Origin of the sequence: Arthrobacter sp. 1088, assembly GCF_031455315.1 — a bacterium.
Lineage (GTDB): Bacteria > Actinomycetota > Actinomycetes > Actinomycetales > Micrococcaceae > Arthrobacter.
In genome coordinates, this window is record NZ_JAVDSM010000005.1 from 331,054 (window position 1) to 351,950 (window position 20,897).

Genomic DNA, 20,897 nt, shown 5'->3' on the forward strand with positions numbered 1-20,897 from the left:
GCTGGCGACACCTATATTCAGGCGTCGTCAGCCCGTTTCTGTATCCCCAGTGATTTTGCGCGGCCTCGGCGTTCTCTTGGGCTAGGGAGCCGGGGTGTCGCTCTTGTTCTTGCGGCGGTTTTGGATCCCAAGGATGAGGAAAGTGATGCCCATGCCCAGGAATGCGATCCAGGCAGGGTTGACTATGATCGCCATGGCCACTGCGACAATGAGGAAGACGATTCCAAGTGGAAGCAATGCCGAACTCCCGTACTTGTCAGCTCGGGTGTTCCGTTCCACGGTTGGCTTTCCGTCATGGCTCATCTACGCGAGGCTACGTGGGCTGGTGGGCGAGGCGCAAGCGTTGGGCGAGTGCCGCCGTCGAGCGTTTTCTTGGGGGCTTGTTTGAGTGTCGCTTCCCGACCCACTTTGACTCCCAGTGCGTGCCGACACGCCGCATTCCCCCGCGCCTCGAGAGGCCCGCGGCGTGAAAGAAGGTCAGGAAGGCACACGGCTGGGGGCGCGGTGCGGGTCGCATGATGACAGGATGGGCTCGTGACGACGCCGAGCATGAGCCAAGCCCTCCATACTTATCTTCAGGAAGTCTCGGGCCATCGGCTGGGCTCACTCGCATCCCTGATACCCCAAAGCTTCGCCCACGTGATCCGTGTACTGAGCCCCGCCCTGGTTCCCGGCGGCAGAAGACTGCATTGGTCCGATCTAACAGGCGATGCCATAGCGATTGGCTCAGAAACTCAATGGAATGAAGTAGTAGCCGCGGCGTCGCCCGATCTGGGCCCCTACCTTGAACCCGACATGGGGACCATTAATGGGCACGTGGCGCAGTCTCTGCTTGCAATTCTTTCAAGGCATACGTCCTCACAGGAAGCCACGTTCCTTGTCTGGGAGGGATACAGCGGTCTCAAAGATGAGGTGGCCCGTTCGCCAACTGTGACAGCGGGCCTTGGCCGGGTGATGCATGTCCGTCATGGGGCACTCAGTCTTGCCCTTGACCCTATCGACTCACCGCCCAACAGGCTCGCGATGACGTGGTTGCCTGACGATGGAGCATGGTTTGTGGGGAACGACATCTACGCCAGATCGGTATTCGTGGGAGGTTCGGCGGAGTGCATCGGCGCCGTCCTGAGTCAAGCGGACCTTGAAGCCTACCCAGTGGGAGCAGGCTACTCAGTGGCTCCTGAGGATTTCTAGCGCGAGGTGCGGTGCTTCCTTGACCCACTTTGACTCCCAGTGCGTGCCGAGACACCGCATTCCCCGGCGCGTCGAGAGGCCCCCGGCGTCAAAGAAGGTCAGGATGCCACACGGCGAACCACCGACGGCGGGACCGCCGGAACCCGCTGGCGCTTGGCGTAGATCCTGGCTCGTTGGCTGGATAGAGCCAGGAGCACCAGTATGTCCGTGGCCAAGCCGGAAAGGCCTGCCTCAAGCGTGAGATTGGTGGTCCCCGTGGAGGCGTCGATGGCCTGGACCACGATCGAGATGGAGCTGAGTGCCATCGCAATCACGCGGGCGCCGTTGCTGCCCAGGAATATCCGCCATGCAAGGAACACTTCGCCGAGCCCGAAAACCAGGACGATCACAGCTATGGTGACGATTGCCGCCGTCGTGGTTTGTGGGTCAAGGTTGGCGTCCTCGACGGTGATGTTGCCACCCGAGCCCAGCAAAGTGACGGCCAAAGCAAGTGCAGCAAGGGCCCGGATGACCACGAGGAATGCGCCCGTCATGGTGGGTGCGGGGCGGCGGTCGCGGCTGTCCGTCCGACTGGCTGGCTGGTCGGCGGGGACGGGCACGCCGCGGGCGTCGATGATGGGCAGGTCGCCGTCTGTGGAGATGGAGTCCCCTCCTCCATTGCGCGAGTGGTATCCGGTGGAAAAGTCCTTGATGACGCGCACTGTCACGGCAGGTTCAGCCGCGGACACCGTTCGTACGATGTGGTCCCGCTCCACGTCCGTATTCTGCTCGATCTTGTGCGTGATCTGCAGGGTGAACAGGGAGAAGCCAACGCTGCGGTCGTAGGTGCCGGCGGCGAGCCAATCCACCTTGTGCCCGCCCGGCAGCATCCAGCCCTCGGGGCAGCGCCAAAAGCGGACGTGGTGGCGCTTGCCGGGGTTACTGTCCACTTCCTGCTGGTAGGCGAAGTCCTGCTGGCGGTCAAAGAGGTAGAGGGGGCTCACGGGAGCCTGTGTGTAGCTCTGCCTCAAAAGCGTAGAGCTCACGATGCGCCGGCTGCTGGCAAAGGTCACGTCGTCCGCGATGGTCCACCCTGCGGCACGCATGATCGCGTGGATCTGCGGCTCGGTGCCCATCAGGGCCACATTCACCGGGTCACCGAGCAGCCCGTCGCTGGTCCGGGCCCGGCCGATGAAGTAGCCGGGAACGTAAATGGTGGTCAGGATGCGGTGGAGGCGAGGCAGCAGCAGGTAGGCCAGGAAGGCCCAGAACACAAAGGAGAACCACACCTGGCCCCACCCCAGATGAAAGCTCTCCCCAACCAAAAGGAATGCCAGCCACACCGCAGCTGCTCCACCCAGGACGAAGAACGCGTGGTCGAGCCGGCCGTCCGTGACTCCTTTGTTCGGCGCTTTGTACATTCGGAACTCCCCCTGGGTGCACGTGCTCCTTAAGCTTCGCCTCCTGGCCTCCGCGTGTACACAGTCCCGGGCATTAAGGTTCGACGCCGGAACTTGGCCAGGTGCCGTCGTCGAGCTTAAAAGCATTCCACTTGTGTCATTGACTCACCATTCCACTTGTGTCATTCTTTTCTTAGAAAGCGTGACCGGCATCACGCAATGACCTGCCAATGGAGAGAACAATGAAGCTCGAACACATCCTTCTTGGAGTCCTGCTGGAGCATCCGAGCACGGGCTACGACATCAAGAAGTACCTGGACACCCATGGCCGCTTCCTGCGTTCCAATACGCAGATGAGCCAGGTTTACCGCTCGCTCGGGAGCATGGAGAGCCAAGGTTGGGTGACCCACAGCGTGGACCCCCGTCCCGGCGCGCAGGACGCAAAGACCTACCGCGTCACTGACGAAGGAGCCACCGTGTTCCTCGATTGGCTCACCGGCCCGTACCACCCGGCCAGCCGTTTCCAGGACCCCGAACTCGCTGCCCGATTGTCCTTTGCCGGCTTCATGAGCGCCGAGCAACTCCTCCGGATTCTCGACGTCGAAATCCACACCCGCCAGGACGAAATCGCCAGGTACCGCAACCGTGACCGCAGGGAACAGTGGGCCCCCACCATCGCCTTCGACACCGAGCTCGCCGAATCGGTGGGAGAGCGCCTGCACGTCATGGGTGCGAGCGCCATCGATGCACACGTTGCCGGACTGATCAGCCTGCGCAAAGAGCTTCTGGATGGGCATCTCTCGTCCCGTTCGCTCACCGCAGTACCGGCGGAGTTGCAACCATGAAGGCCATCATCCTCATGTTCGACAGCCTCAACAGGCATATGCTCTCCCCTTACGCGGCGGACACGTTCGTAGATGCCCCCAACTTTGCCCGCCTGGCAGCAAAGACGGCGACGTTCGACAACTTCTATGCCGGTTCGATGCCCTGCATGCCGGCACGCCGCGAGATGCACACCGGCCGCCACAATTTCCTGCACCGCAGTTGGGGCCCGCTGGAACCTTTCGACGATTCCATGCCGGAGATGCTGGGAAAAGCAGGAGTGCACACGCATCTCGTATCAGACCACCCACACTATTGGGAGGACGGAGGCGCCACCTATCACCCGCGCTACACCACCTGGGAGTTCTTCCGTGGCCAGGAAGGTGATCCCTGGAAGGGTGTAGTAAATCCTCCCGGCGGAAGCCAGGACTGGCGTGCGGGGATGAAGCGACAGGACCTCATCAACCGCAGCTATATGCCCACCGAGGCAGACCACTCCCAGACCAAGACCGTGGACGCCGGCCTGCACTTCATCGATACGAACCATGAAGCAGACAAGTGGATGCTCCAGATCGAGCTTTTCGATCCGCACGAGCCCTTCTTCACCCACAGCAAATACAAGGCTTTGTACGAGCATGATTACGACGGCCCCGAATTCGACTGGCCGGGATACCAGAAGGTCACCGAACCTCAGGATCAAGTGGAGCACGCCCGCTACGAATATGCCGCTTTGGTCTCGATGTGCGACAAATCGCTTGGACGGGTCCTGGATGCCATGGACCAGTACAACATGTGGGAAGACACCCTCCTCTTGGTGAACACAGACCACGGCTTCCTACTGGGCGAACACGGCTGGTGGGCCAAGTCCGTTCAACCATGGTTCAACGAACTCGTGCACCTGCCAATGTTCCTGTGGGACCCTCGCACCGGCGGCAAGGACACCCGGCGTGGAGCCCTCGCCCAGACCATCGACATTGCACCAACCATGCTGCGTTTCTTCGGCGTCGAACCTACGGAGGACATGCAGGGCCAGGACCTGGCCGCCATCCTGCAGGACGACCACGAAGTACGTGAAGCGGCCCTGTTCGGTATCCATGGTGGCCACGTCAACGTCACTGACGGCCGCTACGTCTACATGCGTGCCGCCGTCGATCCTTCCAACGCCCCACTGGAGGATTACACGCTGATGCCCACCCACATGCGGTCACGGTTCTCCACAGCCGAACTCGCGCAGTGGGAACCTGCGGAAGCGTTCAGCTTCACCAAGGGACTGCGGACAATGCAACTCCAGACCACCTCCATGATGAACTCATGGGTCCACGGAACCCTCCTGTTTGACCTGGAAAAAGACCCGCACCAAACGAACCCCATCATCGACGACGAGCTGGAACTGCGCCTCCTGAAAACACTGGCCAAACTTATGCACGCCAACGATGCACCGGAAAGCCAGTTCCAGCGGCTCGGAATTCCTTTCGATTCCGAACCCACAGCCCAGCACCTGCTCGCCGCCCGGCAAGCGGACAGGGCGCGGCTCGCTTTGGAACCCCTGCCGCCGATCGACAGCTTCGCCGACGGCGGAGCTGCCCTGACACTGCCCCTTCTGGAACTGCTCCAGGACGTCCGCGGCCGCGAAGCCGTGGAGAAGCACCTCCCCGACCTCATCAGCACTGAACTGGTTAACATCCCCGCCCAGCTCAGCCTCTACCAGCTCGCAGCCGTCATCCCGGTTTCCTCGAGCGCCCTCGGGTCCATTGCCGAGGAATTGGCTGCCGTCCCCACGGCGTAACTCCAAGCCAGTGACACATCCCCAACCCAGCCTGACAATGTAGACAGGACCTACAGCCCATGACCACCCAACCCAGCCCTGCCCTCGCCACGGAAGCTCCAGCAGAAGGAGCAGCCCAAGCCAGCAAAGTTCCCCACCGCTGGCGAAACCTCGCTGTCCTCACCGGCGTTACGGTCGTGGACAATACGGAAGCCGGCCTCAGCGCCACCCTGTTCCCGACCATTGCGGCGGCCCTGAAACTGCAGAGCAGCCACCTCGGCCTGCTGGCCGCACTCGGCAAAATCATTGCTGTCCCAGCCGGTCCGGCGTGGGCCTGGCTTGCCGGGAAGATCGGCCGACGGAAAGCGCTGATCGCCACCACCCTGGCCGGCGGCGTCTTCGGCATAGCAGCAGGTTTCTCCCAGGACTTCGTTCAACTGTTGATCCTCAACACGCTGATGTCGGCGTCGATCATCGGTGGAAGCCCGATCGCCAACGCCATCATCGCGGACTCCTTCGATGACAGCCAGCGCGGCAAGGCTGCGGGCTACTTCTACGGGTTCATGAGCCTCATCAGTTCCTTCATTGCCCCGCTCATCGCATTGTTCACCGGTATTACTGACGGCTGGCGCTTCGGCATGTGGACCATCGGTGGCATTTGCATCCTTGCCGGCCTGCTGGTGGCACTGCTCCTGAAAGACCCCGGAGTGGGAGCGTCCGAGAAGCAGCTCGCAGACCTCAGCGGCCGCGAGCGCCTCACCCCGAAAGTCACTGTCCGCTCGGTGGCCTCCCTGTTCCGGATTCCCAGCTTCTCCATCATGATGCTCTCGCGCCTGCTCTCCGGGCATCTCCTCATCGCGATCTTCGGTATCCAGTTCCTCGTGGTGGAGCGGGGCTTCACCAACGCGGTGGCGGCCATCGTGCTGGTGCCCTTTGGGCTCGGCTACTTCGCCGGGACCGCTGGTGGCGGCTGGCTCGTCGCGCTCCTGGACCGGGTCCTTCCCGACAGGGGCCGGGTTGCCTACCTGCAGGGCGCCCAGGTTCTCTTCGCCGCCGTCGCATTCTTCGCAACCCAATTCGACTACGACAACATCGGCATCTACAGCGCGTTCTGGGCCCTGATCGGCTTCGCCCAAGGAGCCAATCCGCCCGCCAACCGTCCGATCGTCGCGGCCGTCGTCCTCCCGGAACTCCGAGGCCAGGCCTTCGCTATCTTCCTGACCGTTTTCGAGACCATCGGGTGGGCCGTCTTCTCCCTTGGAGCGGGCGCCCTGGCCTCAAGCCTCGGAATCCAGGCCGTGTTCCTCTGGACCCTGGTGATCCTCATGCTGGTCAACGCAGCAGTCCTCACCGCCCTCTACTTCTGCTACCCACGGGACGTGGAGCGTGTCCGGAACGCGTTGGAGCAGCGCCGGCAGGAAGCACTGCACCAGGGCTGACTTAGGCAACCGCTCGGGCTAGACGTCGGCACTCAGGTGAGTGCCGACGTCGCGGTTTAACTTGTGGCGAGGTTTCCGACGCTGAGTTGTTTGTGGTCGATGAGCCACTCCAGGGACTCGCGGACCGCTTGTTCCGGCTCATACCGGGGTGCGTAACCCAGCAGGGACTTGGCTTTTTCAATGCTGAAGCAATGGTTGCGTGACAGGTGGCTCCAGCTCGTGTCCGCGTGCCCAGGTGCGGTGGTCCTGCGGAACTCCTCCCAACTGACTGGCTCGAGGCGAGCTTCCTTCCCGAACCACGATGCAGCGATCCCGACATATCCGCGAACTGTCAGTGCGGTGGGAGCAACAATGTTGAAGTCCTCCCCGGCGGCCACTTCACGTCGCTGGATGGCCTTCTCGAAGGCTTGCGCGACGTCGTCGGCGTGCACGTGATGCATCAGCTCGGTGCCACCTCCGGGAACCTTTAGCGGCCGGCCTGCGGCGATCGTCTCCCACACGGATGCGTCCAGGTTTCCCAGCGGTCCGATCGGCTGCCAACCAGGTCCGACGATGTGACCGGGGTGCAACGAGGTAGTAGCCAGTCCGCCGGAAGCCGTCTCTTCCTTCAACATGCGGGCTATAGCGCGCTTCTGGATGCCGTACTCATCGGTTGGGGCAGCGGCCGAATCCGAGCCCTCCGCGATGGGCAGCTTCATGCTGGCGCCATACCGCCAAATAGAACCGCAATGCAGGAGGTGGCCTACCTCGCCGCGGAGTCGGTTCACTAGCGCAGTCGCAGAGTCGAGCGAAAAGCAGACCAGGTCAATCACGACGTCGGCACCCAGTTCCACGATCCGGTCACCAAAGATGCCGTCCCGGTCCTCCTGCTCCCGGTCCGCTGTGACCTGGCGGACCTGCTGCCACTCGGGCGTATCGGTGTAGGCGTGCCGGATCCCACGGCTAATGTTGGTCACTTCATGGCCGGCGTTGACGAGCCTGGGCACGAGGAACGAACCAATGTGGCCACTGCCGCCGATGACAACTATTTTCATGGGTAACCTTCGCTTTTTGGGCCTGCTTGGGTTGGAGTTCCAGAGTAGTTCCTCTATGCAGGCGCGGCGTGGGCGGCCTCACTTAAGCGGGGACTGCGGAGACATCAAGCGACGATTGGCCAGCAACCTGACGACTCACTTCTCCCAAGCTCGACAAACCCCATGCCCTCGTGACTAGCATGAATACTCCGGGCAAGCCCGGGTACGTGACCTCTTGAACGACCCCCTCGGACGGTCGGCGTTGACGCGGCGACCACGTAAAGGAGAAAGCTGTGCGGGAGCCTGTAGTCAGCGAGAGCCTGTCAGAAACCAACGGGAATCCAGAGGAAACAACGGAGGATCCGCAGGAAACGCAACCCGAGGAAACCGCCACAGAGTCACCCGAGATCACGTTTGACGAACAGTTCTATCCCGCCCGCCCGAAAGCCCTCCGGCCGATCGCCCGACGCCGGCAATTCTTCGCAGCCAGGCCCTCCTTGGAATTCGATGGGCGCAATCCGACATATGTGGACTGGCTTCGCAACCAGTCGATGCTCGGCGATGCCAACACCATGGCCCGGCAACTCTCTGGCCAGGCGAGCATGTGGCAGAACGCCTACGCCCGACCAAACCCGCGGGCGGCAGTGGAGCGTGCACCTGTGTGGTTCACGGCCTACCCTCTCTCCTTCATTACCCGCGAGGGTCAGTCATTTCTGTCCGCGCTGGGAGAGCCGGGCCTCTGGAAGGCGTTCCGGGAGATCGGCATCCGCGGACTCCACACTGGCCCCGTAAAGCTCGCCGGAGGCATCAGCGGTTGGTCCCAGACGCCCAGCGTGGATGGCCATTTTGACCGCATCAGCATGGCGATCGATCCGGCGTTCGGCACGGAGGAAGAATTCCGCCGGATGTGCGAAGTCGCCGCAGATCATGACGGGACGGTCATCGACGACATCGTGCCCGGCCATACAGGCAAAGGCGCCGACTTCCGTCTTGCTGAGATGAACTTCCGGGACTACCCGGGCATCTATCACATGGTGGATATCCCCGAGGAAGACTGGCACCTGCTGCCTGATGTTCCCGAGGGCGAAGATTCTGTGAATATCAGTCCCGATACCGAGCAGGCCCTGCAAAAAGCCGGATACATCATCGGCAGGCTCCAACGCGTGATCTTCTACGAACCCGGGGTCAAGGAGACCAACTGGAGCGCCACCAGGCCGATCGTGGATACCACCGGCAAAACCCGTCGCTGGGTTTATCTCCATTACTTCAAGGCCGGGCAGCCATCCATTAACTGGCTGGACCCTACCTTCGCCGGGATGCGGTTGGTGGTGGGCGATGCGTTGCACTCCCTCCTGGACCTGGGCACCGGTGCCCTGCGGCTGGATGCCAACGGCTTCCTCGGCGTGGAGAAGAGCGCGGAGGAACAGCCGGGCTGGTCGGAAGGCCACCCCCTGTCCGAGGCAGCGAACCAGCTCATTGGCTCCATGATCCGCAAAGTGGGCGGGTTCTCCTTCCAGGAACTCAACCTCACCATTGATGACATCAAGGCGCAGTCCGAGTCGGGCCCGGATCTTTCCTACGACTTCATCACCAGGCCCGCCTACCACTATGCGCTGGTCACCGGTGACACCGAGTTTCTCCGGCTGACCCTTCGATTGGCCATGGAGATCGGTGTGGACCAGGCCTCCCTGGTGCATGCGCTGCAGAACCACGACGAACTGACCTACGAACTGCTTCACTTTGCCGCTGGACACAGGGAAGACATCTTCGAGCTTGGGGGCGAAGAACTGACCGGCGCCGAGGTTGCCGAGAAGGTCCAGAGCACCCTGCGGGAACGCCTCACCGGTGAGAACGGGCCCTACAACGCGGTCTTCACGACCAACGGCATCGCCTGCACCACGGTCAGCTTCCTCATGGCGGCGCTGGGAATCAAAGACCCGGACTCGATAACGCAGGAACAAGAGGCCCAGGTCCTGGATGCCCACGTGCTCCTGTCCATGTACAACGCGCTGCAGCCTGGGGTCTTCGCGCTTTCCGGATGGGACCTCACCGGCATCACCGCGTTGGATCGGGAAACAGTCCGGGAGCTCACCTCGCAAGGCGACACCCGCTGGATAAACCGCGGCGCCCACGACCTCATGGGCACCAGCCCCGACGCCAAGACCTCCCTCGCCGGCATGGCGCGGGCCCGGAGCCTCTACGGTCCGCTGCCTGAACAGCTCAAGGATCCAGCATCCTACGCCCGGCGCCTCCAGCAGATCCTGAAAGTGCGGGAAGAATCAGGGATCGCAACGAGTACCTTGCTGGACGTGCCCGACGTTTCCAACCGCGGGCTGCTGGTCCTGGTCAACCAACTCGGCAGCGGCGAGCTTGAAGTCACCGTCCTGAACTTCTCCGACCAGGACATCGCAGGCAGCATCCAGTCCTCGCACCTTGTCCCTGGCGCCAGCGTCCACGATCTCTTCAGCGGCGAAAACGTGGGGCAAGTGGATGACCTTGGCAGCTTCTTCCTCGAACTGCGGGCGTTCCAAGGGACCGCCCTCGTTCTGAAGGAAGCGGAGACCGAATAGAACCCCGACGTCGGCACTCGCGCAAGTGCCGACGTCGGGGTTAGGTTTCCTGCCGCCTCGCCAGCGCTACGGCTCGGCAGTGGTGAACAGGCGCCGGACGATGCTTCCATTTGCCAGCGCATCCAAGGCTTCATTGATCTCGGACAACGGTTTGGTGTCGGTATGCAGCAGTTCCACGGGCAGTCGCCCTTCCCGCCACATCTGGATGTAAAGCGGAATGTCCCTGGTGGGCACCGAATCCCCCATGTAGGACCCCAGCAGACGTTTGCCCATGCCGGCGAACTGGAGGGCCTGGACGGTCAGGGTTTGGTTTGGGTCAGGTAGGCCCACCGATACGAGAGCTCCGCCGCGCGCCAGCAGTGAGAGACAGGTTTCCATAACTTTGGCGTTCCCCACTGCCTCGATTGATACGTCAACGCCCTCGTCCGTGTGGGCGGCGACCAAGTCGGCGGCCTCATCGGGCCCTGCCGCGTAGTCGGCGCCGCAGCGCAATGCGAGTTGCTGTTTTTCTGTCAGGGGGTCAATGGCAATGACTGTTGTTCCGGGTATTTGCGCTGCTGCCATCACGGCCATTAGCCCGACCGCCCCTAGACCGAACACAATGACTGACTGGCCTTCCCTTACTTGGGCGGTGTTAACTACCGCGCCGACGCCAGTGAGCGCGGCGCAACCAAACATGGCGGCCACATCCATGGGCACGTCCTCATCGATCACAACAAGGGATTCGCGGGCTACGACGGCATACTCGGCGAAAGCAGAAACACCCAGGTGATGGTTAATGCGTTCACCTGAGCTGCCAATGAGCAGGGCATCACCGTGGAGCAGGTCGCCTCTGGTATTTGCGTCGCCACCCCGTGGACATAACGCCGGGCGCCCAGCGCTGCACACCGAACAGGTACCGCAGCTGGGCACGAAAACGATAACGACGTGGTCTCCGCGCTTAAGATCGATCACGCCAGAGCCGACTTCGGTAACCGTACCCGCAGCTTCATGGCCCAGAACCATTGGAAGGGGTCGGGGTCGGCTTCCGTTGACAACGGAAAGGTCCGAGTGGCACAAGCTCGCACGCTCGATTCTCACCTGTACCTCCCCCGCGCGCGGTTTTGGACGTTCAAGCTCTTCGAGTTTGAGGGGGCTGCTGTCCATATAGGGGTACGGGGCGCCCGCGCGGCGCAGCACGGCGCTACGCATCGCCGCGGCCTTCATACGTTTCAATGGTTCGGCTCTTCAGGCGCGGAAGGATCTGCCCAATGGCCATGGTCTTGAAATGTTCGTACGTACGATGGGCGGCGAAACCAGCTGCATCAGTGTACTTCTCCAGGATCACGAAGTGCCCTGGATCGTTCACGGATTGAAAGTAGTCGTAGGCCAGATTCGCCTCCTCCTGACGGCTGGCTTCGGTCAGCTTGTCGAGCAACCCTGCGACATCCTCTATTTCCTGGGTCACGGCGTGATAGTGGGCAATTACCTGGAAGTGCGTCTCTGACATTCCGTTCCTTGTCTTATTGGTTGAGTATCAGTTTGTTGACGTTTCGACCCTGTCTCGTCCGGCCAAATCCCACAGCTCGGCAGCGCTGGTGGAAACCGCTTTGGCACCTTCCCTCAGGGCCCTTGCCACATCGTTGCCAGTCCGGATGAAGCCGGCAGCGATGAAGGGGGTGAGGCTGCTGAGTTCTGCTGGTGAAAGGTGGGCGATAACGGGCCAGGGCATCACCTGGACCAAGTGGGGTTTGCTCTGTTCAACAGCCCCGGTGCTGCGCGGCAGGTTGGACCGGTCCGTCACGAAGACCTTCTGCATGGTCACCATTTCCATGGTGTTGGCGCGCTGTATCAAAGCCGTCTTGGTGCTCACCAATCCCTCAGTGCCGATCTTCTTTAGATATTCCACGGCGCCCCGGTCCTGCCCCAGCCCGGAGCAGGCATCGATGTTCACGAACGTGAACTTGCCGGCAGCCGTCAGAGAGTGAAGCAGTCCTTCAAGCTCATGCAATGCCACATGGGCAAGGATGCACACTTGACAACCTGAGCTGAGAAAGCCTGGCACCGCGTCGACGCCGAATACGGAGCCGATCACAGGATTGCGGCTGAGCCGAAGGTCCAGTTCCTGTGGAAATTCAATCATCTTTGGATCCTCGTCGTTGTAGGCGGGTCACCTGCACAGGCGCACGCTAAAGACCCAGTTTGCCCGGGTTCAGAAGGTTCTTGGGATCCAGCGCACCTTTAACCGCCCGGAGTACTTCGAGCCCTCCGCCCAAGGACGCCTCCATGTAGGGTGCGCGCAACAAGCCAACGCCGTGATGATGGCTTAGCGTCGCCCCATGCCGGATGATGACTTTGTTGGCGGCGTCCCACGCGGACCTGTACCACTTGGCACGTTCATCCACTTCAACGTCGCCGCGCAAGGAGAAGTACAAACATGCTCCATCAATGTACGCGTGCGATTGATGCGCGGAGCCTGCGAGAGTACCGGGTATGGCGGTGAGTGCGTCGACGACTTCGGTATAGATGGCGGGCAATTCCTTCCAGTTGCCGATCATCTCCAAGGTGTCGGCCACAAAACCGGGTCCTCGTTTGAAACCCTCGGCACTCTTGCCCGTGAGGTACCTGGTATCGAGCCATCGCTCGAAGATCATTTCTCCGTTGAGCTTGCTACCCGTTGCGGCGCAGACGCGTTCACTGATTACCATCCCTGCATCCACTAGTTCCTGGGTACCCTCATCTGCCACCAACAGGACGTTGGTATCCGGCAGGTCGAATTGCACGCCACTTTCAAGGTTGTCGTATAGGCGGAGCGCGGCCGGCGTTGCCCCCTGCTGCATTATTTGCCGACATGCTTCCAGCCCTTCGGCGAAGGTCGCGAACCCATAGGCAACCGCACGGCCGTAATCGGGCAGCCGATGCAGTTTGAGACGGACTTTGGTGATAATGCCCAAAGTTCCTTCCGACCCGATGAAGAGCTGGAGCAGATCGGGACCGACGGCGGCCCGGGCACCATTGCCTACACTGATCAGTTCCCCGTTAGCCAGAACCACATCGAGTCCGTGGACCATGTCCTCGATCTTGCCGTAACGCGTGGAAAGTTGGCCGGCGCCGCGGCAGGCGACCCACCCACCCACTGTGCTGATGGCATAAGAGGAGGGCCAATGGCCCATGGTCATGCCGTAGTTGGCCTGGATTGTCTGCTCGAAAATGTCCCCAAAGACGCCGGCCTCCACTTCAACGATCTGGCTCTCCTCATCGAAGCTGATGATTTTGTCCAAGCCACAGACGTCCAACACGAGGCCGCCGGCAATGGGCAGCGCCGCACCGGTGACGTTGCTGCGTCCTGCCGAGACCGTTACCGGTATGCCCGATTCCGAGGCTATCCTCATGATGTCCTGCACCTGCTCAACGCTGGAGACGTGGACAATCACGGCGTCCGAAGTCGCTGGCTGCCCGCCCGTTTCTGCAATCATTGTTCCGGCCCACCAGTCGCGGGTACCGTCCAGCACTTCTTGGGGTTCAGTGACAATCCTGTCCGCGACTGAAGCCAACTTCTCCAGAATGTCCGTGTTGATCGCGGCTGGGTTTGCGGAGTAGGCAGCCTTACCGTCAAGGGACCCCAAGGTCTGGGCGAAGTGTGGCTGAGTCGGCGCACCTACAGTGTAATTGCCTCGGTTGTAGCCGCGTTTTACTGCTTCCTTGCTGATCATTGTCTAGTTCTCTCCCATCAGGATGGCGCGTTCATGCGCGGTTTGGTTCTTGTAGCTGGCAACCTGGGCATCAATTTCCGTTGCGGGCAGGTCTAGTTCTTTCATGAGCAGCTGGCCCACCCGCTCTGCAGCTTCCGCAGAGGCGTCCCGGGCGACAAGCCGGGCCCGGGTCCGGCGAGACATGATGTCATCGACATTGCGGGCCATCTCATGGCGTGCGGAATAAATGACCTCCGCTTCCAAGTAGGGCAAGCCGTCAATGATCGGCTTGTTCAGCCCTGGGTCCTCCGCCAGAATGTCCGTGACGAATCGGGCTTCTGTCCCGTACCGCTCCCCCAAATGCGAAGCAAGGCCACCTGAGGCAACAATCGCCTCAGCGTCGTAACCAGCAGCACCTAGCAGGTAGGCGTTCTTGGTTCGGCAGCGGCGGTTTTCTCCCAACACTTTCTGCGCTGCGTCAATGGTCTGTTCGGCCATGTGCCTGGAAGTGGTGAGCTTGCCTCCGACGACGGTCACCAGCCCATCCGGGTCGGTACGGATCTCGTGGTTGCGTTTAACTTCCAGGGTTTTCCCTCCCGGAGGTGCAACCAGGGGCCGGCAACCGCCTATGCTGCCAAGCACGTCCTCCGGCTCTACATCGATGTTGAGTGCGGACCGGGCGCCTTCCAGGAGGAAGTCCATCTCCTCGCGAGTACAGTTCACATCGTCGAGGTTGCCGTTGTAGTCCTCGTCAGTGGTGCCCAGGTAGGACGTATTGCCCCAGCGGGTGATAGTGGCGCGCCGGTTGCGTCCTGGAACCGGGATGGTTACCGTGCAGTCGTTGCGGATTTTGGTCCATGGGACTGCAATGTGAACGCCCTTGGCTGGCCGGATATTGGGCGCGTCAACTTCTTTGCCGGCACCGGTCCAGTCCCGAAGCCAAACACCAGTGGCGATGATGACAGCGCTGGCGCTGGCGCGAAGCTCCCGGGTTCCGGTTTCGATAACTACTCCGTTTACTTGGCCGCCCTGGCGGGTCACCTCAGTGACTTTTGCACCGTTAAGCACGGTTGCTCCGTGGAATGCTGCGGTGCGGGCCAAGGTCAGCGTCAGCCTCGCGTCGTCGGCGCGTGCGTCGTAATACAGGAAGCCGCTCTCAAGGTTTTCAGCTTTGAACGTAGGGCAGTGGGAAAGGACTTCATTTTTGGTCAACTTCTGATGGAGTATGCCCTCGCGCCACCCGCCCGCCAGATCGTAGGTCCAGAGAAGACTTTCAAATCCTGCTGCAAGGCGGCGGTCAAAGACACCCGCATGCGAGAGCACCGGAAACAGGAACGGCAACCGTTGGACCAGGTGTTGAGCGTTTTTACGCAGTCGCTGGCGTTCCAGGAGCGAGTGTCGCACCAGCGGTAGGTTGCCCTGTTCGATATACCGAAGCCCGCCATGGATCATCTTGGACGATTTGGAGGAGGTGCCCGAGGCGAAGTCATCCTTTTCCAGCAATGCCACCTGGTAGCCGCGTAGTGCCGCGTCCATGGCCGCATAGGCTCCTGTGACACCGCCACCGACAATAATGATGTCGAATTCTCCGCCATCCAGGCGATTGATCTGCTCAGCCCTGTCCAATTTCAGGGGGCTGTCCGTAACCATCCGGGCACGCCCGGCTTTCGGTTTGCGTGAGGGCATGGAAATCATGAAGGTATGTCTCTCTCAATTGTCTTGGGTCGTGGCTGGTAGTCGGTGTCAGGAGTCACGGACAAGCGCCAACTCACTGGCGATACGCGAATTCCATGCATCGCGGCGGCCGAGTTGTTCAGCGGCGGTTAGTCGTGGTTCGAAGAGGTCTCCTGGACCCAGGCATTCGACGGCTTCGGTAAGGGAACTCCAGAGCAAACCGTCCGCGGCACCCATGAATGCGGCGCCACGCAGGCTTGCCGTGTCACAGGAATTCAAGCGACGCATGGGGATGCCTGTCAGGTCAGCCTGCATCTGGATCAGGGGATCACTGGCCGACATTCCGCCGCCCACTGCGATCTCGGTTACGGAAATGCCGGACACTGCCTCGTTGGCCTCCACACTGCTGGCCACAGAATGGGCAATGCCTTCCAGGATTGCGTAGGCGATTTCCGGCAAAGTACTGGACATCGAGAATCCAGTCAGCGATGCACGGGCGTTCGGCTCTACAACCGGCATGCGGAGACCGGTCAGAGCGGGAATGAACATAACGCCGTTGGAGCCGTCCACCGTGGCAGCCAGTTCACTGATTCTCTGCGGAGAGTCGAACCAGCCAAGAGTCCTGCATACCCAGTCCAGCGCCGAACCCGTTGTTGCGGTAAATGTTTCCACCGCATAGGTGGTTTCGTGGTGCCGGCGCCATGCAGCCAGGCTTAACGTCCCTTCGTACAGCCCCGGCCGCGCCGGCATGTTGCTGCCCGTCACAAGATCGACAAAGCTGCCCGTGCCATGAACGCACATTGCTTGTCCGGGACGCAAGCATCCCAAACCCACCGTACCGGCATGCTGATCACCCATGGCGGACAGCACTGGCACTGAAATGCCCAATTTGGAACTGTCGCTGTGACCAAGGTGATCGGCATCCTGACGCAACTCGGGCAGTAAGTCCGAGGGAAAACCCATGGCCTCGATCCAGTCCCGCTCATAAGCATGGTCGCTCAGAATGTAACCGCCGGCCGACGTCGCATTCGTGGTTGTAGCAACGTATGAGCGCTCGGCGGTGAGGCTCCACAACAGCCAGGTCTCAACGGTGCCAAAGCCTAAGCGGCGTTCCCGAAACGCGACTTCCACTTCGCGGGTTTCCCTCAGATGATGGGCGGCCCAGAGATAGGGGGAACGTACTCCCGCAGGGCGCCCAACTGATGCGACAAGCCGTTCGTTCCATTCCTCTCCCAAGATGGCAAGTTCAGTAGCGTATCGGCTGTCCTGCCAAACCATGGCCGGCACCAGTGCCTGCCCTGTAACGGTGTCCCAGAGGACGGCAGTCGAGCGTTGCGTGGCAAGCGCGATCCCTTGAATGTCGACACCTTCATCAGCGGCGCGATTGAGGACTGCACGGCACGCGTCCAGCGTCTTGTCCAGAATTTCGTTGGCGTCCTGCTCCACCACACCAGGGCGGGGGCTTGAGACAGACAAACGTCGATACTCCAAGCCATGGACTCCGCCGTCGGAGGTAACCCACGCCGCACGTGTCCCTGTGGTGCCTTCGTCTATTGCCAGAACGGCCGGATTTCCCATAAAGCTTCCTCTTTTCCGTGTCAGCGGGTGGGGACGGCGACTTGGGCGGCGTCGTTCCTGAATTGAGGCGCGTCGGTCTCCTCGTCGGGGCTGACGGGTGCGCGGGTTGGATCCCACTTGATGATTGAGCAAATGATGCAGGCAGCCAGGGGAACCGCGGACAGGATAAGGAACGTTGGCCCCAGTCCCAGTTCCGCTTTCAAAAGCGGGAAGATCAACAATCCCAATGCCGCGCCGGTACTGCCCAATGCTCCGATCACACCGTTGGCGCCCGCCCGGAGCTCGCTCCGGAAGGAGAGCGTGGAGATGCTCTTGCCGTTAGCGCCTGGACCACCGGAGTGGAACAGGATGAACAAGGAGGGCACCAGGAAGGCAAGGAACATCGGCAGGGTCTCGTAGAAGAAGCCCAGGATCAGGAGCATCACGAACACGGCCCCAAATCCGATTGCTGAGGCCCGACGAAGGCCAAGTACCTTGCCGATCCTTGGCGACATAAAGCCGCCGATAATGCCAAATACGTTGAAGACCAAGGCACCTAAGGTTGCCACTACGAAGTCTGACCCGAAAAGGGTGAGGCTGATGATGGGTAAGTACCAGCCGACCGCGAAGTACTGGATGGACTGGCCAATCTGCACGGTGGCCGCCAGGATCGTTCGTGGCAGATAGGTACCCCGGAAGATGAGGGCGATATTGGCAGCGCCCCTGTTAGCCATGTTCAGGATCGGGGTGCGGTCCGCCAGCGGAGCGGGAGTGAAGTCCTGCCCGTAGATTTTGCTCATGGAAGCAGCGGCGCGGTCCAAGAGCCCTTTTCGGGCCGCCCAGGTGGGGCTTTCAACCATGAAGATGATCTGTGCCAGGAACAGCGCCAGTGCCACCACCCCGGCAGAGCCAACCGCAAACCGCCAAATCGAGTCGCCGACTCCCAAATTGTAGAAAGCAATCGCCAGAATCAGATTGCTGCTGACAGCCGTGTACCAGATTCCCTGCCACGTATTCAGGCGGCTCTTCAAGCGTGCGGGCGTGAATTCCGCCAAAACGGCCATCGCAATCGCAAAATCAATGCCGTACGCAGCACCTACGAAGAACCTGCCCACCAGAACAAGCTCAAAAGTCGGTGCGAAGGCCGCGAAGCCAGCGCCGGCGAAAGCAAGAAACTTGGCAAAGATGAGCGGTGGGATCCTCCCCCACCTGTCCGCCATCCAGCCGCCGATTGGATTGAACGCAATGGCTACCCAGGAGGCCAAGGACGTCAGGATCGCTATCTGTGTTGGGCTGAGGTGCAGGTCTCTGGTCATCGGACCGAGCCCGGCACTCAATGCCGAGTTGGAAAAGGCATCCAGGAACAGGCCACCCAAAGCCAGCCACCAGATAAGGCCTGCTCGACCGGAAATTCTGGGGCGGGCGTCGATGTAGGACACGACATCGTGCACACCGCGAAGGACCAAGCTAGACATTCGTTCGACCTCTCTGTCGTGAAACCGTTTCGTCAGAGGTCGTCGCCTGTAAAACAAAAAATGGGCAGATTGAGACCTCCAACAGGAAGTCTCAATTCTTACCCTGTGCCAGTGATTCTATTCACAGTTCCTACGGCGCTGCAAGCGCCGGTTCGCAGATTTCAAAACCCATGACGGTTGCAATCGGAACCTGAGTGCCGGCGTCGGGGGTTTATGGCTGGTTTATTAGACGTGGCTTGGCCGAAACGTCAATCCAGTAACGCCGAAAATACCGCCCGCTCTCAGCCTCCCGCAGATCCTCAAGCTGGCCGCCACAACGTTCAATGGTCTTGGCGGACGCCGCATTGGCATCATCACAAGTCAAAAGAACGCGGTCGGGCTCTCCCGCCGCAGCCAAACGGGCGCAAACTTCCTGCAGAGCCCAGGCCGCGAAGCCTTCCAGGCTTGCGATGTCGTCGTCCGCCAACAACCCCGCACCGTCCTGATGGGCCCATCCCACTCGCGGTGCGACTCGGCAAACGAGTGGTCATAGGAAGCATCCGGTGCAACGAGTTTGAACATGTGGACGACTATATCCGTGGTCAAAGTAACTGGAGCCAAACGCTCCGCCTTGGTAGCTTTCAACGCATGGCCATCAAATTTGAGAATGTGGGTATCGCTGTTCGCGACATCGAAGAAGCAATCGCCTTTTTCACCGATCTTGGTCTTGCCGTCATCGGCCGTGACACGATCAGCGGCGAGTGGGCGGACATTGCCGTAGGACTTGATGGAAACCATGCCAAGATCGCGATGCTACAAACTCCGGACGGGCAGGGTCGCCTTGAACTCTTCGAATACATCCACCCGGAAGCGATCGAGTCGGACCCCACTCGCCCCAACGACATTGGCATGCACCGCGTGGCCTTTTCGGTTGACGATATCGATAGGGCCCTTGAAGTAGCTGCAAAGCACGGATTCCACCCCCTTCGCGGCGTGGCGACCTATGGCGACGTTTACAAGCTCACATACCTTCGCGGCCCCAGCGGAATTCTCGTCATGCTCGCCGAGGAATTGAAGAAGGCCTGACAGCCGAGCATTAGTGGCCCGACTCTCGGGCGATTTTCTGGGCAAAATCGTTCAATACTGCAGCCACAGCTTCCGGATGGCTTAAGGCTGCGTAGTGACCCCCTGGGATTTCCACCGGCTCGATTCCAAGCCGCTGATGTACTTGGCGTCTCATGAATGAAGCCGGAAAGAACCGGTCGTCACGGCACAGTATTGCCATGGTGGGGACGGCTGGATGCCGACCAGGCCAGGGCCCTGCCATCCAAGCACCTCGCTGATCGCGCTCCCTGTCGCGGGCCTGATCCGCGAGGTCTTCAGGGACCTCGTTGAAGAAGGCTTCCTGAGGGTCCGGGTCAATGGTCTCCCGGTTGTGTCGGGTGTTGATCCACCAGTCGCCGAATGTCTCGCCTGGCAGTGGGATCATTCCTGCTAAATACACAAGGCCTTCCGAGTGGAGCTGCTCGCAAACCAAGGGTGCCGTAAAGCCTCCCAGCGAGTGGCCCACCACGATGGTGTTCTGAGCATCGCCCACCGCTGCAGTCACTGCTTGGCTGTAATCCCCAAGCCCTGCAGTCTCGTCCTCGATGGGCAAGTCAACCGCGACGACGCCGTGCCCCGATGCCTCAAGCAGTGGCCTGACCAGATGCCAGTCCCATGCCGAGGAACCGCCACCGTGGATCAGTACGAAAACGGCCACATTCCCACCCCGCTTTCCAGGGACATCACGCGTGAGCTGTTACCAGCGGATCGGGCTTCTGCGAGCTGACGCCGGAAGCAGTCTCAAGTGGTAGGCCGTTCCGGATCCAGTACTCGATTCCGCCTATCATTTCCTTCACGGAATATCCCAGCTCGGCGAATGCGAGCGCCGCGAAGGTGCTGCCGTTGCAACCCGGACCCCACGAATAGACCACCACTTTTGAGGCCGCCGGGATCAGGTTTGAAGCCAACGCCGGAATCTGCGCGGTCGGAATATGTACCGCACCGGGAATATGCCCGTGGTCCCATGAGGACTGCCGCCGCGTGTCCACCACAACGAGGGAGCCCTGCTCCGAATCCGCCACTTCCATGACGTCGATCTCACACTGCAACTTGGCGCGAAAATAGGCAGCAGGATCGAGTTCTTTGGTGGCCGGTGAGGTTTTCACGTGTCCTCCTTTATGAAGAGCGGATTCAGCGGAGATCCTCGTTCCGCCAAAGCAAACATTACGCTGAGCCTCCCCCTCCCGATGCCGCCGGGGTAGACTCCAGCCCACGACGCGGGCAAGTCTGTGGCATTTTGGGGGATTTCAGTGGGAAC

The 20,897-nt window shown here is 60.8% G+C and carries 19 protein-coding genes; 6 read left to right on the forward strand and 13 right to left on the reverse strand.

Annotated features, from left to right (window positions below; all coding sequences use genetic code 11):
• Positions 1–81 precede the first annotated feature (81 nt).
• Positions 82–303, reverse strand: coding sequence for a hypothetical protein (locus tag J2Y41_RS10265; protein ID WP_224165839.1), 222 nt, complete (start codon positions 301–303; stop codon positions 82–84).
• 231 nt (positions 304–534) lie between these two features.
• Here J2Y41_RS10265 and J2Y41_RS10270 point away from each other — a divergent pair, with 231 nt between their 5' ends.
• Positions 535–1,191: a hypothetical protein gene (locus tag J2Y41_RS10270; RefSeq protein ID WP_224165840.1), complete on the forward strand. Its 657-nt coding sequence runs from the start codon at positions 535–537 to the stop codon at positions 1,189–1,191.
• 98 nt (positions 1,192–1,289) lie between these two features.
• Here the strand turns inward: J2Y41_RS10270 and J2Y41_RS10275 are convergent, their stop codons facing one another.
• On the reverse strand, positions 1,290–2,591 hold the full coding sequence (locus J2Y41_RS10275; RefSeq protein ID WP_309928332.1) for an LssY C-terminal domain-containing protein: 1,302 nt from the start codon (positions 2,589–2,591) through the stop codon (positions 1,290–1,292).
• 221 nt (positions 2,592–2,812) lie between these two features.
• Between J2Y41_RS10275 and J2Y41_RS10280 the strand changes: the two genes are divergently transcribed.
• From J2Y41_RS10280 to J2Y41_RS10290, 3 genes are read left to right on the forward strand one after another with little or no spacing between them, the layout of a single operon-like run.
• Positions 2,813–3,415, forward strand: a complete 603-nt coding sequence (locus J2Y41_RS10280) for a PadR family transcriptional regulator (RefSeq protein ID WP_309928333.1) — start codon at positions 2,813–2,815, stop codon at positions 3,413–3,415.
• The gene (locus J2Y41_RS10285; RefSeq protein ID WP_309928334.1) at positions 3,412–5,178 is read left to right on the forward strand and encodes a sulfatase-like hydrolase/transferase; all 1,767 of its coding nucleotides are present in this window, start codon (positions 3,412–3,414) and stop codon (positions 5,176–5,178) included. Before J2Y41_RS10280 ends, J2Y41_RS10285 begins: the two co-directional genes overlap by 4 nt.
• 59 nt (positions 5,179–5,237) lie before the next feature.
• The gene (locus J2Y41_RS10290) at positions 5,238–6,596 is read left to right on the forward strand and encodes an MFS transporter (RefSeq protein WP_224165844.1); all 1,359 of its coding nucleotides are present in this window, start codon (positions 5,238–5,240) and stop codon (positions 6,594–6,596) included.
• Positions 6,597–6,652: 56 nt separating this feature from the next.
• On the opposite strand, the gene J2Y41_RS10295 is transcribed toward J2Y41_RS10290, so the two are convergent.
• Positions 6,653–7,630 carry an NAD(P)-dependent oxidoreductase gene (locus tag J2Y41_RS10295; RefSeq protein WP_309928335.1) on the reverse strand — a complete coding sequence of 326 codons (978 nt, stop codon included), beginning with the start codon at positions 7,628–7,630 and terminating at the stop codon, positions 6,653–6,655.
• A 272-nt stretch (positions 7,631–7,902) separates the two neighbouring features.
• Here J2Y41_RS10295 and treS point away from each other — a divergent pair, with 272 nt between their 5' ends.
• Positions 7,903–10,179: a maltose alpha-D-glucosyltransferase gene (treS, locus tag J2Y41_RS10300; protein ID WP_309928336.1), complete on the forward strand. Its 2,277-nt coding sequence runs from the start codon at positions 7,903–7,905 to the stop codon at positions 10,177–10,179.
• Positions 10,180–10,245: 66 nt separating this feature from the next.
• Here the strand turns inward: treS and J2Y41_RS10305 are convergent, their stop codons facing one another.
• From J2Y41_RS10305 to J2Y41_RS10340, 8 genes are all read right to left on the reverse strand, one after another.
• Positions 10,246–11,370 (reverse strand): alcohol dehydrogenase catalytic domain-containing protein, encoded by a 1,125-nt coding sequence (locus J2Y41_RS10305; RefSeq protein ID WP_309928338.1) that lies wholly within the window; start codon positions 11,368–11,370, stop codon positions 10,246–10,248.
• A complete protein-coding gene (locus J2Y41_RS10310) occupies positions 11,363–11,668 on the reverse strand; it encodes a putative quinol monooxygenase (RefSeq protein WP_309928339.1) in 306 nt (101 codons plus the stop codon). The genes J2Y41_RS10305 and J2Y41_RS10310 overlap by 8 nt, the downstream gene beginning before the upstream one ends.
• Positions 11,669–11,695: 27 nt before the next feature.
• Positions 11,696–12,301: a glycerol-3-phosphate responsive antiterminator gene (locus J2Y41_RS10315; protein ID WP_309928340.1), complete on the reverse strand. Its 606-nt coding sequence runs from the start codon at positions 12,299–12,301 to the stop codon at positions 11,696–11,698.
• Positions 12,302–12,347: 46 nt separating this feature from the next.
• Positions 12,348–13,871, reverse strand: coding sequence for an FAD-binding oxidoreductase (locus tag J2Y41_RS10320; protein ID WP_309928341.1), 1,524 nt, complete (start codon positions 13,869–13,871; stop codon positions 12,348–12,350).
• 3 nt (positions 13,872–13,874) lie between these two features.
• On the reverse strand, positions 13,875–15,545 hold the full coding sequence (locus J2Y41_RS10325) for a glycerol-3-phosphate dehydrogenase/oxidase (protein WP_216924552.1): 1,671 nt from the start codon (positions 15,543–15,545) through the stop codon (positions 13,875–13,877).
• Between the two features lie 48 nt (positions 15,546–15,593).
• Positions 15,594–17,102: an FGGY family carbohydrate kinase gene (locus J2Y41_RS10330; protein WP_309928343.1), complete on the reverse strand. Its 1,509-nt coding sequence runs from the start codon at positions 17,100–17,102 to the stop codon at positions 15,594–15,596.
• Positions 17,103–17,122: 20 nt separating this feature from the next.
• Positions 17,123–18,556: an MFS transporter gene (locus tag J2Y41_RS10335; RefSeq protein ID WP_309928344.1), complete on the reverse strand. Its 1,434-nt coding sequence runs from the start codon at positions 18,554–18,556 to the stop codon at positions 17,123–17,125.
• A 211-nt stretch (positions 18,557–18,767) separates the two neighbouring features.
• On the reverse strand, positions 18,768–19,022 hold the full coding sequence (locus tag J2Y41_RS10340) for a GNAT family N-acetyltransferase (RefSeq protein WP_224092776.1): 255 nt from the start codon (positions 19,020–19,022) through the stop codon (positions 18,768–18,770).
• 161 nt (positions 19,023–19,183) lie between these two features.
• On the opposite strand from J2Y41_RS10340, the gene J2Y41_RS10345 reads away from it, so the two are divergent.
• Positions 19,184–19,621 (forward strand): VOC family protein, encoded by a 438-nt coding sequence (locus J2Y41_RS10345; RefSeq protein ID WP_224092774.1) that lies wholly within the window; start codon positions 19,184–19,186, stop codon positions 19,619–19,621.
• A gap of 10 nt (positions 19,622–19,631) precedes the next feature.
• Here J2Y41_RS10345 and J2Y41_RS10350 read toward each other — a convergent pair whose 3' ends face one another.
• Complete coding sequence (locus J2Y41_RS10350; RefSeq protein ID WP_309928346.1) at positions 19,632–20,297, reverse strand: alpha/beta hydrolase; 666 nt, start codon at positions 20,295–20,297, stop codon at positions 19,632–19,634.
• A gap of 25 nt (positions 20,298–20,322) precedes the next feature.
• The gene (locus tag J2Y41_RS10355) at positions 20,323–20,667 is read right to left on the reverse strand and encodes a rhodanese-like domain-containing protein (protein WP_224093951.1); all 345 of its coding nucleotides are present in this window, start codon (positions 20,665–20,667) and stop codon (positions 20,323–20,325) included.
• Between the last annotated feature and the right edge of the window lie 230 nt (positions 20,668–20,897).